At 39.1% G+C, this 13,396-nt stretch carries 15 protein-coding genes and 1 tRNA gene; 7 read left to right on the top strand and 9 right to left on the bottom strand.

Going from position 1 to position 13,396, the window contains the following annotated elements; translation table 11 throughout:
* Positions 1-19: 19 nt before the first annotated feature.
* Entirely contained in the window at positions 20-1,087 is a 1,068-nt protein-coding gene (mnmA, locus tag H6763_00770; protein ID MCB9803342.1) for a tRNA 2-thiouridine(34) synthase MnmA, read from the bottom strand.
* 27 nt (positions 1,088-1,114) lie between these two features.
* Here mnmA and H6763_00775 point away from each other — a divergent pair, with 27 nt between their 5' ends.
* The gene (locus H6763_00775) at positions 1,115-1,627 is read left to right on the top strand and encodes a DUF192 domain-containing protein (protein ID MCB9803343.1); all 513 of its coding nucleotides are present in this window, start codon (positions 1,115-1,117) and stop codon (positions 1,625-1,627) included.
* A 13-nt stretch (positions 1,628-1,640) separates the two neighbouring features.
* Here the strand turns inward: H6763_00775 and H6763_00780 are convergent, their stop codons facing one another.
* Positions 1,641-2,252, bottom strand: coding sequence for a glucosaminidase domain-containing protein (locus tag H6763_00780; GenBank protein MCB9803344.1), 612 nt, complete (start codon positions 2,250-2,252; stop codon positions 1,641-1,643).
* A gap of 106 nt (positions 2,253-2,358) precedes the next feature.
* Between H6763_00780 and H6763_00785 the strand changes: the two genes are divergently transcribed.
* Positions 2,359-3,282 (top strand): DUF368 domain-containing protein, encoded by a 924-nt coding sequence (locus H6763_00785; protein MCB9803345.1) that lies wholly within the window; start codon positions 2,359-2,361, stop codon positions 3,280-3,282.
* Positions 3,283-3,475: 193 nt separating this feature from the next.
* On the opposite strand, the gene H6763_00790 is transcribed toward H6763_00785, so the two are convergent.
* Positions 3,476-5,029, bottom strand: coding sequence for a 2,3-bisphosphoglycerate-independent phosphoglycerate mutase (locus H6763_00790; GenBank protein ID MCB9803346.1), 1,554 nt, complete (start codon positions 5,027-5,029; stop codon positions 3,476-3,478).
* 100 nt (positions 5,030-5,129) lie between these two features.
* Between H6763_00790 and rplS the strand changes: the two genes are divergently transcribed.
* From rplS to H6763_00815, 5 genes are all read left to right on the top strand, one after another.
* On the top strand, positions 5,130-5,621 hold the full coding sequence (gene rplS / locus H6763_00795) for a 50S ribosomal protein L19 (GenBank protein ID MCB9803347.1): 492 nt from the start codon (positions 5,130-5,132) through the stop codon (positions 5,619-5,621).
* Positions 5,622-5,639: 18 nt separating this feature from the next.
* Positions 5,640-5,713: transfer RNA gene (locus tag H6763_00800), tRNA-Gly, on the top strand.
* A 141-nt stretch (positions 5,714-5,854) separates the two neighbouring features.
* Positions 5,855-6,331, top strand: a complete 477-nt coding sequence (locus H6763_00805; protein MCB9803348.1) for an FKBP-type peptidyl-prolyl cis-trans isomerase — start codon at positions 5,855-5,857, stop codon at positions 6,329-6,331.
* A gap of 63 nt (positions 6,332-6,394) precedes the next feature.
* Positions 6,395-7,918, top strand: a complete 1,524-nt coding sequence (locus tag H6763_00810) for a hypothetical protein (GenBank protein MCB9803349.1) — start codon at positions 6,395-6,397, stop codon at positions 7,916-7,918.
* 22 nt (positions 7,919-7,940) lie between these two features.
* Positions 7,941-8,249: a helix-turn-helix transcriptional regulator gene (locus tag H6763_00815; protein ID MCB9803350.1), complete on the top strand. Its 309-nt coding sequence runs from the start codon at positions 7,941-7,943 to the stop codon at positions 8,247-8,249.
* A 3-nt stretch (positions 8,250-8,252) separates the two neighbouring features.
* Here H6763_00815 and H6763_00820 read toward each other — a convergent pair whose 3' ends face one another.
* From H6763_00820 to H6763_00845, 6 genes are read right to left on the bottom strand one after another with little or no spacing between them, the layout of a single operon-like run.
* On the bottom strand, positions 8,253-9,080 hold the full coding sequence (locus H6763_00820) for a hypothetical protein (GenBank protein MCB9803351.1): 828 nt from the start codon (positions 9,078-9,080) through the stop codon (positions 8,253-8,255).
* A complete protein-coding gene (locus H6763_00825) occupies positions 9,044-9,733 on the bottom strand; it encodes a hypothetical protein (GenBank protein MCB9803352.1) in 690 nt (229 codons plus the stop codon). The genes H6763_00820 and H6763_00825 overlap by 37 nt, the downstream gene beginning before the upstream one ends.
* A 10-nt stretch (positions 9,734-9,743) precedes the next feature.
* Complete coding sequence (locus H6763_00830; GenBank protein ID MCB9803353.1) at positions 9,744-10,166, bottom strand: hypothetical protein; 423 nt, start codon at positions 10,164-10,166, stop codon at positions 9,744-9,746.
* Complete coding sequence (locus H6763_00835; protein MCB9803354.1) at positions 10,144-11,991, bottom strand: transglutaminase domain-containing protein; 1,848 nt, start codon at positions 11,989-11,991, stop codon at positions 10,144-10,146. The genes H6763_00830 and H6763_00835 overlap by 23 nt, the downstream gene beginning before the upstream one ends.
* On the bottom strand, positions 11,939-12,670 hold the full coding sequence (locus H6763_00840; protein MCB9803355.1) for a hypothetical protein: 732 nt from the start codon (positions 12,668-12,670) through the stop codon (positions 11,939-11,941). The genes H6763_00835 and H6763_00840 overlap by 53 nt, the downstream gene beginning before the upstream one ends.
* Positions 12,671-12,693: 23 nt before the next feature.
* Positions 12,694-13,356, bottom strand: a complete 663-nt coding sequence (locus H6763_00845; GenBank protein ID MCB9803356.1) for a hypothetical protein — start codon at positions 13,354-13,356, stop codon at positions 12,694-12,696.
* Between the last annotated feature and the right edge of the window lie 40 nt (positions 13,357-13,396).

The raw sequence follows: 13,396 nt of genomic DNA on the forward strand, positions 1-13,396 counted from the left end.
AAAGCGAAATATACTACATCTAAACGATCTTGGCAAGTCCTAAACACTCATTGCTACAATAAAAAACGACACTTTGACCAGGTGCAGGTGCCCATTGAGCATCTGAAAATGTCAGTAGATATCGCCCGTTGTTCTCAGCTAAGGGAGATATCTCCGTTCGACTTAGTTTTCCTCGATATCTTATCATCGCCTCAAGATCTTGTATCTTGGTCAGATCTGTACTAGTACTGATAGTATGGACTTCCTCTACGATTATCTGTTTCTGCCATAGAGTAGGGTGATCTCTGCCCATACCTACATAAAGGGTATTTGTTTTGACATCTTTGCCTACTACAAAGTACGGTTGCGATGTACCTCCGATCCCGATACCTCTCCGTTGACCCAATGTGTAAAACCACACTCCGTCATGTTCTCCAACTACATGTCCTGTATCAATATCCACGATATCGCCTTGTTTAACGGTTAGATTCATTGACAGGAATTGCTTGATATCAACTTCACCAATAAAACAGATACCTTGGCTATCAGGTCGATCTGCTGAGGCTAGGTCGTTCTCATGTGCAATTTGACGCACCTCCTTTTTGGTCAGATCTCCCAATGGGAATATAGTACTTGATAGCTGAATAGAATTAAGTGCAGATAAGAAATATGTCTGATCCTTTGTTGTATCGACAGCTTTGAACAATCGTCCCAGATCTGTTTTTGAGTAGTGACCTGTGGCGATCATATCGGCACCGTCATCTAGAGCTTTGTTTAGAAAAGCTTCAAATTTAATATATTTATTACAAAGAATATCGGGATTTGGGGTGTTGCCTAAACGATACTGCTCAAAGAAATCTTCGATGACAGCCTCCCTATACTCTCGCTCAAAGTTGTAGATCTTAAGCTTAATTTGTAATTTCTCGCATACAGCTGTGACAAATTGAATATCTTCCTCCCACGGGCAGTTGTCCTCAAGGCCATAACCTTCTCCTGACCAGTTCTTCATATAGACACCGATAACCTCATAACCTTGTTTTAATAAGAGATATGCAGCAACAGAACTATCTACACCGCCTGACATCCCTACGTATACTTTCTTTTTCATTGATATGATTATATCATCAGTTCAATCATGAAAAGCAGTACATTTATAAAGCTCCTGTTTGTTGTAACTGTAGTTTTCATAATTTCTCTATTAGTACTTATCTACTCGAAACAGCAGAGTAGGGTAGTCAACCCTGAGGTTATAAGTAGTATAGATATAGTCACAATAAGAACAGCAGATAAGGATCTTGATGTGAATGTCGAGATCGCTAGAACAGATGCCCAACGTCAGAAAGGATTGATGGGCGTTACTGATTTATCTACTGATGAAGGTATGTTCTTCATATTTGAGAGTGATATTCGACACGGATTTTGGATGAAGAACACGCTAATACCTTTGGATATGATCTTTATCGACCAGAATTTAAGGATCGTAGATATAAATAAGAATGCACAACCGTGTGAGCCGACAATCCAATGTACTTCCTATGTACCACCCATGCATTATCGATATGTTTTAGAGTTGAACGGAGGGCTATCTGATCTTTGGGGAATAAAAATAGGGGACAGTTTGAATGTCCCTTTTGTACTATCAGACTAATGCTTATGGTAATTTACATTGAATCTATTGCATTCATAACACCTTGTACTTTTTCTCCCCATGTAGGACATTGATAACAGTAGTATTTTTCGATCTCTTCAGGTGTGTCAGCCCCTTTATCAAAATATCCAGCTCTTAAGAATGTAGCATGAAATTCTATCGCTTCATCATAATTCGCAAAAGATTTTGCATTTCCTTGACCGCCCATCCCTGCATAATTGTAGGGTCTGTAGTTATATTTCCCACCACTAGACTCAATTATTGAGATAGCTGGCATGAGGTTATAAGGTAGATCGTACTTCTTAGCCATTCGTACAAATGTTTCAGCATGAGCAGATAAAGGAGCACCTCTTTTTTCAAGATAGGCTCTGATCTTTTCGACCTGTACTTTGTTCAGGTCGATATCTCTCAAACGTAGTTCGATCTCAGCAGAGTTCTTGGTCTCGTAAGCCACCTTATATTCTTCTAGCGCTATAGTTGCCTCGTAGGCATCGATAGCATACACAGGTTGTGATGAGTAGAACCTATTATTCTGTGGATTTTCTATACCTAAGGAGGCAAAGTTACCAAGTATCAGTGTACCTGCAGTGATTGATAATATTCTCTTTTTTAGTGATAATGTCATCGTTGGATCTCTTACAAAAGTAATATACCAACTTCATATTATAGCATACTATGGGTTATCTGTCACCTGCTATATAATTCAAAAATACTTTAATAACGATATAATTATGAGAAATTTCTTGAACGGCTTTCTTATGGGTGCAGCTGAGATACTTCCGGCTATCAATGGTTCGATTGTCGCATTGCTTTTAGGAGTATACGAGAAGAGGATCGAACAGATCGCGGTGATAATGAATTCGTTTAAGAAGATCCTTTCTGATCTACGAAAAGGAAAGATAACAAAATTATCCGAAATCATTAAAGGATGGGACATCACATTCATAGGAGCTGCTACTGTGGGACTTGTTATCGGTACGATCGCGCTTACATTTGTGGTTATGGGAATCTTTGAGAATACCCCGCACTATGCACTAGCGTTCATCATGGGGCTTGTGGTAGCGGTTATTCCTATTCCGATACATTACATTGATAAAAAATACGTTTTGTATCTTTTTACTGCTGTTTTTGCAGTATTGTCGTGGTACTTATTAGGTATGCAAAATGTTGATATATCACAGCCAAGTCCAATATACTTAGCTTTCGCCGGGTTTACAGCTCTTTCCGGGATGATCGTACCCGGACTCAGCGGGTCGTTTATTCTTTTGGTACTTGGGGTCTATTACAGCGTGATATCCAATATCAAAGACATCATTACTTTCAATTTCGACCTACAAATAATTATCAATATCACAGCTTTTTCACTAGGTTCTATAAGCGGATTAGCAATATCCTCAAAATTGATCAAGCACCTCATGGATAATCATATAGCAGTTTTCATGTCTGTGATATTGGGATTGGTGATCGGATCGTTCAGAGAGGTATACCCGTTTGTGATAAATACAGCTCAAGATGGCTTGGAATTAGAAAAAGTAGCAATCAATTCATTTGATAGTAAGCAATTGGTATTCATGGCGATCTTATTTCTGATCCCTGCTGTTTCTCTCGGATATTCCAATATAAAGAAGATACGTTCTGGTGAATTTAATGTCTAATGAACACTATTTCAGATATAAAGCTCACGCATGGGGTTGGAAATCCAAACCAATTCCAGAGATCAGCATCTTCTCTTCTATAACCGTAGGATCCATCTAAAAATACTATTAAAGATCCATTAATAACTAATCAGCTTTAGTTAAGAAATTGAAAAACCTTATTAGGGAAAGAGTAACTGAAAACTCCTACCGACTATAAGTTAGCTGGTAGGAGGGATCGCCCCATCATCTCATCTGGTTTCCTGATATTCATAAGATCCAATATCGTAGGAGCAATATCTGATAATTGACCGTATGGGAGGTTGTCCTTCTTCAAAGAGCTATTTATGATCATAAACGGTACGGGATTGAGTGAATGCTCAGTATCGATATCATTTGTACCAACTTTGATCACCTCCTCCACATTCCCATGATCAGCTGTTAAGATAACAGTGCCACCAAGTGAGGTGAACTGCTTTACGAGCTGATCGACGACATGATCCACGACTTGTACGCTTCTGATGCACGCTTGAAGATTTCCTGTGTGTCCGACCATATCAGTATTTGCTAGATTTAGGACAACAAAATCATAGATGTTCAGATTCAGTCGTTGTTTAAGGATCGTAAGGATCTCCATAGCACTCATCTCGGGTTTTCGATCGTAAGTAGGTACATTTGGTGATGGTACCTCGATCCTATCTTCACCGGAATACTTGATAGAAAGACCACCATTGAAGAAATAAGTCACATGTGGGAACTTTTCGGATTCGGCGATACGTAGTTGTCTCATTCCATTCTCAGAAATGATCCTACCTAATGAAAGATTTACATATTCTTTTGGCATGATCACATGATTTGGATAATCTTTTCGGTATGAGACCATAGATGCAAAGAAGATATTTTGTAATGCTTTTGTCTGGAATGAATCAAATCTTTCAGATAAGAACGCCTCAGTTAATTGTAATGCCCTATCAGCACGATAGTTCAAGAAAAGAATAACGTCATTACTTGTGATGACAGGCACATTTTGGTCTTTTTTGATAATTGAGGGCTTGATATATTCGTCTGTAAAACCTTTGAGATATGAATTATTAAGAGCATCTTCCCAATTGTTGAACAATTCTCCTTTACCAAGAGTGAGTAGGTCATATGCTAATTTTGTTCTATCCCAATTGTTATTTCGATCCATAGCATATGCTCTCCCTATTATCGAAGCAATATGTCCAAATCCCGTATCATTGATCTGCTTGTTAAGGATCTGGAAGAATCTTCGTGCTTCTTTTGGAGGGCTATCTCGTCCATCAGTAAAGCAGTGGAAATATATGGGGTTTTTTACTGCTCTTTGTACAAAGAATTTGTGAGTAGCTAAAAAGTGATCTATATGGGAATGTACTCCACCGTCGCTGAAACATCCTATGATATGTATGTTCGAACCATTTGTTTGGGCGTGTTGTAGTGCTGAAAGAAGTGTTGTATTGGAATAATATGCCCCAGTCTCGATAGCGCGATTTATCTTGGGTAAGTTTTGTAATATGACCTTTCCTGCACCGATGTTAAGATGGCCAACCTCACTATTGCCGTATATTCCCTCCGGTAATCCTACAGCTGGCCCGGAGGCTTGAAGATATGTATGTGGATACGAATCCCAGTATCTTATGAGATTTTCAGGTCTGGCAAGAGTCACCGCATTCCCTTTATCTACAGGGGCAGCACCTAATCCGTCCATAATTATTAGCATCACTTTTTGGGAAAGTAGACCTTCATTCATATAGCATTCCGACAATAGTTAAATTCATTGTGGCACATTTCTGTAAATTATTCTATAATCTCCCCAATCCGTTAGTAGATAAGATATTTCCAGAAAGATAATGAACACAGATATCATTAATACAGTTCAAAAAACTCAACTGCAAGATCGTCCTGATATGCAAGTAGGCGATACAGTGAAACTTCATATGAGGATCACAGAAGGTGAAAAATCCAGGATCCAGATTTTTGAAGGGATCGTATTAGCTATAAAAGGTAGTGGGATGGATCAGACAGTGACAGTTCGAAAGATTTCTTTTGGTGTAGGTGTGGAAAAAATAGTCCCTGTTCATTCTCCAACATTAGAAAAGATCGAGGTAGTTAAGCGTGGTAAAGTAAGACAATCAAAGATCTACTATATGAGAGATCGTATCGGTAGAAAAGCAATGAAGATAAAAGGTTCAGAGCTTATGCCTATAGATGACCAGAAAATTGTCGAAAAAGAACAAGAACTATCAGATCAGACAGAAGCTCAAGATCAAGCAGAAGTTGTTGCAGAAGAAGTCGGATCTACATCCGATACATCTTCACAAGAACCTGTCAGTGAAGAATAATCGCAGGATCGATAATATGCGGGAGTAGTTCAATTGGCTAGAATGTCTCCCTTCCAAGGAGAAGGTTGCGGGTTCGACCCCCGTCTCCCGCTTTTTGAGAATTTTTACTCTAAAGATTTTCAAAATGAAATGAGACCTATCAGTGGGATCTTGGTGGAATTGTTGATGCGGTCTGCAACTTAAGAGCTTAGTAATTTAATTCTTAATAATCTAATATGAATAAAAATACTATTATGTTTGGGATCTCAGTTATCGGTCTTACAGGACTTGTCTTCTACCTACTTCTAAATACAAATATCCAAACTCCTGCACAACAAGGTACGAATGTCGACAATACAACAGATTCAACTAGGTCTACTACTGATACACCTCAAGGCGAGGATGTAGAAGAACTACTTACAGAAATCATAACAGAGGGTAATGGAGAAGAAGCAAAAGAGGGTGACACAGTAACAGTTCACTATACTGGTACTTTGCTCAATGGCTCAAAATTTGATAGCTCTCTGGATAGAGATCAACCTTTTTCATTCACATTGGGATCTGGTCAAGTGATCCAAGGTTGGGAACAAGGTGTATTGGGTATGAAAGTAGGAGAAGTAAGGAAGATCACTATACCTTCTGAACTTGGTTATGGTCCCGAGGGTAGACCTCCTGCAATTCCTGGAGGATCTGCACTTGTGTTCGAAATAGAGCTACTTTCTGTAGAGTAAGTATAATCCTGTATCTTAGAGCCATTTTTTGCTATAATAAAGTACTAAATATTAGTACTTGTTATGAAAGATATAAAACTTCCTACAGTTACTAAGAAAGCAAACTCATCTGATGATTTTGCCACAAATGTCACTATCCAAAATAGTAGTAATACTCCTTTGAGAACAGTTAAGCCACCTTCAATTACCGGCAAAACTAACGATGATCCTTCACAAAATGTTCCCAAATCTCCTACTGTATCGATCTCAACAAAAAAAAGTTCCGCTCTAGTAGATGATGCACGACCAAAAAAGGGCGGAACCTCTTCAAAGATCCAATCCGAAGAAAAAAATACTGCTGAATTTCAGAATGACCAAGCCTCAGTTGCCGACAATAATAATGATACCAATCACCTGAATATTATTACTGATCTACAAAATCCAGATACCAACTCTTCTCACCAAGTCTCAAGTAGTGATGATCAGCAACAAGACGCTATACAGCCAAAAACTAATGCCCAACAAAATACCTCTACACAACAACAAACCAACCCACAGGCCACTCCACAGCAACAGATAGATCAACAACCAGTCTCTAACCACCAGCAAACCGCTACCCAGAAAGCCCCCAATCAGCAAGTACACAATCAGCAAGTAAACAATCAGCAAAACCAAAGTCAGCAACAACGATCAAGTGGTGCACAGATGCAACAAGGTACTGTAGGGAATATGGGTCTTGGAGGGTTTGGTGGAGGATTGGGTGGAGGATTGGGTGCAGGATTTGGTGGAGGCAATACAGGAGGTTTTAGAAATGATCTCGGCGGAGGTGGATTTGGTTCCAATTCCATAGGTGCAGATCCGTGGGCAGATCCGTGGTCTGACCCTTGGAGCGCAGATCCCCGAGGAGGTCAGCAAAATTGGGGTAATCCTAATGCAAATCAACCACCAAAACAGCTGACACCTGCTGAAAGGGTTGAAATGATCGAAAAAGTATATCAGGATGTGTTAAATAGAAAGCCAGATACTCGTGATATTAACTACTATAAATACAGCACACTTGGAGAGAATGAGATCATAGCTCAACTACTGGTAGGTAAAGAGCACGTCCAATTATTGCAGGATGGGAAGGATTATAAAAAGATGAAGGATAGAGCGGAACAAGCTGAGACTAGAGTGAAAATGCTAGAGGGACAAATAAAAGATCAGCTAGAAGAATTCAGTAGTCTCGCAGATCTTCTTGAGGAAAAGAATCGATTAATACAACAGTTACGTAGAGATCAAAACAATCCATACAGCTTCCAAAGCCCCAAATCCTCAATACCACAGTTTATAGAGAATCATGATACTGGTAAAAAGCTCGATGTTGAGTCAACAACAAACGACCAATACGAATCACTCCCGACTGATGATTCTAATACAACGACTCTTGATCCGGATAATCGATCTGGTTCAGATCCAGTTGGTCTACATACAGAAAAGGAGGTTGACACTTCATCAGTAGCCGGTTTCTCAGTTCCGATGTTTTCTGACAGTATTGGGAGTTCAGCGATTAAAAAACGAACAAAAAGCTTGAAAGACAAGATAATAGAACTTTTCTCTGTGCAGTGATTAAGTTAATGGTATCGGTTGGATGGAAATTCATATCGGCGAAAAAATAAAAGAATATAGGGAAAAAGCTGGAGTATCACAAAAGAAATTGGGTATGTCTCTTGGATTATCTGATAAAGCTATAAGCGCATATGAAAGCGGAAGAACACTTCCACCACTCGAAACCCTTAATCGTATTGCTGTAGAACTTAAACGGCCCTTATCCTTCTTCTTATCTGACAGCAACAATATACGCTTAGACGAGAGATTAGAAAGTATCGAGAATACACTAAAAAAGCTTACAAAGGAGATAAACAAGCTGAAAAAGGAATTGCGATACCCCGAAGAATGAGCATCATTCTGTACCGTTTGTGAAAGAGTCGAGTTCAGCAGAGGACAACGGCTCTTTTTCTTGTCTTTGAGTGGTTATACTGTCGATCTCCGTTCGTAACTGATTGGCTTTGGCTTCATCCTGAGCTTCAATTGCAGAGTATAATTGCACATTTGTATCCCAGTATGATCTGATAAGCTGTAAATACTCCCTTGTGACAGTTAAATGTGCACTATATGGTTCAATGATCAGACGCGCATCATCTAAAAGTCTATGGCATTTAGTGACTTCTGATGAGATGATCGCCGAAGTTTCTTTAAGATCGATACCATCATAACAGGTAAGTGCGCTCTGATAGGAATTGTTGAAATCGATCGTAAACCTCTCCCTATCTATCCGTTCAAGAGTTATACGGTATTTTTCTGTGGCACTATCAAGTCGTATCAATTGATTTTCAGCATCAAATATATACTCATCAGCTAGATCTAGAGTGGCGATCTGCTCGTATTCATAATATATCTGTTCGTTTATCAGGATGGCTTGAGTATAAAGCGCAGAAAGATCAGCCAGTAAGTTCTTTCTCTCATCAAGATCAGATGCTGAAACAAGGGTCTCGTTCAAAGAGGTGATATTGTCATCGATCAGATTAAGCTTTTCATTTCCATCTGATATCTGTGAGGAAAGCTGTTCGTAAGTTTCCACATCAACCGTGATAAGTCCATCCTGACGATCTATGACCCATACAATTAGTGCGATCACAAAGGCTGTAAATATCAGAGTCGTGAGATAAATTACAACCATCAATCTTCGATTCATTATATTTGGGGTGGTTTGAGCCAGATCTTGAGCCATGTTAAGAACTTTTTCCCTAAGAAATAGATAATAACGAGAAAAACTATGGCAAGTAATATCAACACGATAACTCGAATGATCACCAACATAACTCTATTGGGATGACTTGGAGTGACTAAGAGGTTCTCATCTATGTCGATACGTACAGTGTCTGTTGAGGAATAGTTTCTACCATAGCCCCAATCTGTCACGTTGACCGTTATGGTATATGGACCTGATTGAGCTGGTTTGAGGTAACCCGTGACTGTGGTCTCTGTATCTTTTGGTAGTGGGAAGAAATTCTTATACTTTGTATCGTCTATACTCACCCCATATCCATATTCCCATGTTACCTCTGTCCTGCTAGCGTCGATCTTTGAACGGATCGTTACTGTCAAAGGAACTTTTCCATTCCATGGTGATTGTGGACCAACAGATATATCAACAAAAAATGGGTCTAGGATCTTACCATTCTCGTCTGTGGTTGTATCAATACTATCCATCTGTTCTGGAATATCAGGTGAATTATCGTAGACATTTTGATCTTGAAGAATTTCTTCCGCACCATCAGGTGGCGTATCATCTTTCTGTGCGGAAACAATAGAAGGATCAAACACCGTATTGAGCAAGACTAAAAGTATCGGTATCGCTAACAGTAGAGACAAATTTTTCATAACTATTTTCTTATAATAACTTACCTACAGCTTTTGCAAATGTATAAAGTAGTTCCGAAACTTCGCTTTTATTAGGTGCGTACTGCTCATGTACTACCTTGTTTCGTATCTTGTGAGCATCCCATATCTTATTATACTCGATAGAAGTGAATAAGTACTTTGCTTTTTTTAGATTATCTCCAAAAGTACCTGAATTTCCGAAATATGAATGAAAAGAATCAGCAGTTATATTATCCGCTCTTATTACAAGATCTCTTAACTCAGCTTCTGAAGTAGCATTGATAGAAGATAGGGCGCGTAGCATATCTAGCTTATCGAGTATGAGCCTCTTTTTGGGAGAAGCTTTTTTCATAATGAAACCCAGAAATACTCCACCACCAACTATTACTAAAAGTAGTATAAGGATTACATTATTTACGAGTAAGCCGTCCATAGATCTTCTCGGAGAATAATTGAATTAAAAATATCATTCCTACAAATAGTATCAGATTGATAATATTTATCATATGACCCCACCACCATGGAAATGAGATCTGAGGTGTCACAGAAACAAAGTCTTGTAATGTTGTACCGCGATCACTTACAGTATTCACCTGGATGTCTAGATCTTCAGGAGCTTTTGTAGAAATGGGTATACTATGTGTGAAAGTCTGACCGGGTAGGATGATAAGATCCGGTAGCGTCTCTTTCAGAACCCCATCTATAAGGATATTTGCAGATCTGACTATTGTGCTTCCATTATTCAATATCTCAATAGTAAATGATGAATTTGTATCAAATATGCTTGCTTCTTGGGTATAAGCGGATAATCCTATCGAATCGATAGGGGAAAAGGGTTGGTTCAATGGTGTTAACGAAAGCTCCTTAATGGTGTAGCTGTTGAATTGTGGATATGTAGGATCCAAACCTCTATACATCAGGTTGATCCTACTTAGTACAAAGTCATTGCTTTTGTTATTACCATAAAGCTCAGCTTCATAAGTATCTAACTGCATCCATCCTGTGAGAGGATCCCAATACTCGACCCAAGTATGAGTAGTGCCAGGAGTTTTGTCATCCATGATATCAAGTGTGTAACCAATCACTTGTCGTGAAGGAACTTTATTTTCGCGAAGGAGGCTTAGAGTGAGATCGACATAATCTTGTGGAGTAGCCTCAGTATTTCCTTTCAAGAGAACATCTCCACCCAAGCGATAAGTAAGCTCAGTTGATCTCGAAATGTCTAAGGACTCTGTCACCTTTGAGTTCACAGAATCGATAAATCTACTCCTCTCACCCTGCGTACTTTCACCCCAGTTCGTGATCGTAGGGAGATCTTCAATGTTAGGATCGGTTATTGACCAATAACCAGTTTCTATGCTGTATAAAGGATTCAAGAACGGATTTGATAGTAGAGGTTCTGAGATGATCTTTTTAGTAATATTACCCAAAATAGATACTGATACTGTAGAAGAAGGCTGTAGAGTATACATCAGATCGAGATTACCCTCGCTATCTTCGTTTGATGAATCAGGAAGGGGGGTTATCTGCGTGATCGACAATAATTGTGATCTGTCTGACGGAGGAAGTGATATATGAAAACTTTTAGAAATACTGTCTGGATTGGTCAGTTCATGCGTTAATATGAATTTATACGGAATACTTTCGCCAGTCAGTAGATAGATATTCCATCTCGGTTCCTCGATGAAGTATTTTGTATAGTCAGTACGTGAGGATCTATCAGAGTAAGGACTGAGTAGATGAAGCTCGGTAGGCTCGGGGATCAATATCTCAGCTGAGGAGATCGAAGTACCTCCGAAATTAGTTGGAAGAGTGATCATTGTATCTTGTGGATCGTCCTTACTACTAAATTCATAGGTTGTTTGGATCAGTATGGGATCATTCTTTCGTGCGATCTCATTATTTAGATCGATCGTCACCTCAGTACCACTTGTGATCGGTTTAAGTTTTGTTTCTAAATATTTTGAAGATCTTCTCACCAAAATCTTAGATGGGGATGTGGTAGGCAACGTGATGGTTATGGTACGTATTGGAATTGGTGAATCACTACTATTTGAGACCACAGTTAGAAGAGTTCCATCGACTGTACCTCCAGGATCCCTTAGGTCATAGGTTAATGAGGATGAGATCGTCACACTATCTTCTACAGCAACTACTTGTTGTGGAAGGATGTAAAAGAGTATTAAAAACAGAACGGAAAGACCTTTAGATCTCAATAGTGATCCCAGAATTTGCATATAACCATTCAAATTTTTCATGCTTACGTAGTATCTGTTTTATTAAGGGGGTTTTCAACGTGATCCCGTAATTTTGTACTATTTTTTCCCAAACAACTTTCCTATAACTAACAACATCTTTGTATAACGGATTTCGTACAACTTCCTGTTTTGCATTCTTTCTGATTACATAATATGCCATACCATTCATCTCGTCTAGAACTGGTGTAAGTTTCGCATCCATAGGTATAACCTCTGAGATGATGAAAGATGATTGTCGTGTGTTTATAAGTGATACAGCATAACCCTTTGGTATGAGGATCTTCTGATCACGTTTGACCTTAGAAACGATAACATCATTCTCTCCTTTAATGTAATTCTGGACAATGATCGTACCTCCTCCAGAAAGAACCTCCATGATCCTAGGAGTATCTGCGCGAAGTGCTCGTGTTTTGATGAATTCGATGCCTGCTAGATTTTGTGGGATTACATATATGTTTACTTTGAATCCCTTCTCCTCAAACACCCCCTCATGATCTAATGAGTAAAATTTCGTATAACAGTGCTCGGGATAAGAAAGCTCTCGATTTAGAAGTTGTTCTCGAATATCGTCGATCGAGAACATTTTAGATCTTTTCACAGTGAGGTCTTGAGATATCAACGAGCCCTGATCATATACTAGGTCAAAACCTGCAGACTTTTTAAGGTCTATTTTAGCCATGTGTGTATTATATCACAATGGGACTATAGGTCTTTTGTATATGAGTCAAGTTCGATCATGAAATTGTTGACACCGTTAGCCCAAGCATGTGCTGGATTTAGGCCACATGGAGGACAGTATGTTGCTTCAATATCAAAAGGTGTTAGATCTGTCCCGTATCCTATGGCTAAACGCTGTGTGACAGTCGTGATACCTTGTCGCCAACTAGTGAAATAGCTCCAATCCCGCGTAGGATCGCCTTTCCACCCCCATGCATTGTTAGATCTATATGGAATGAGATTGCCAAATGCTGATTCAACACCTGAAATAGCAGCTACCAATCGCCAATCCAATCCAACCTTATCTGCTTCAGTGACAAATACATCTGCATAAGGATACATAGGGCTTTGATAATCTATAAGGAAGTTTCTCATTGCAATGATCCGTGGATCTGTTGTAATTATTTGAGGAAGGTCGTTAGGATCTACTGCTTGACGATTTGTGATCCCAGCTACTGCTTCTGCAGAATTTTCACGATCTGCGATAGCAGATAGGTACTGAGTAGATGTCGACCTTTTTTCTGAAGCTAGAGTTATCAGGACTGATTCGATCCGTGGTTTGAGATTTGGAGACCAAAATTGAACGAATGTTATGATAAGGATAAATATCAGTATGAAGTTTTTTGCTATTGCGACTATCCTACGCACAGTAGAGTCAGGGTCATTTTAAATTGAGTGGTATATTATC

The organism is Candidatus Nomurabacteria bacterium, from assembly GCA_020632395.1.
GTDB lineage: Bacteria > Patescibacteriota > Dojkabacteria > SC72 > JAHDCA01 > JACKFQ01.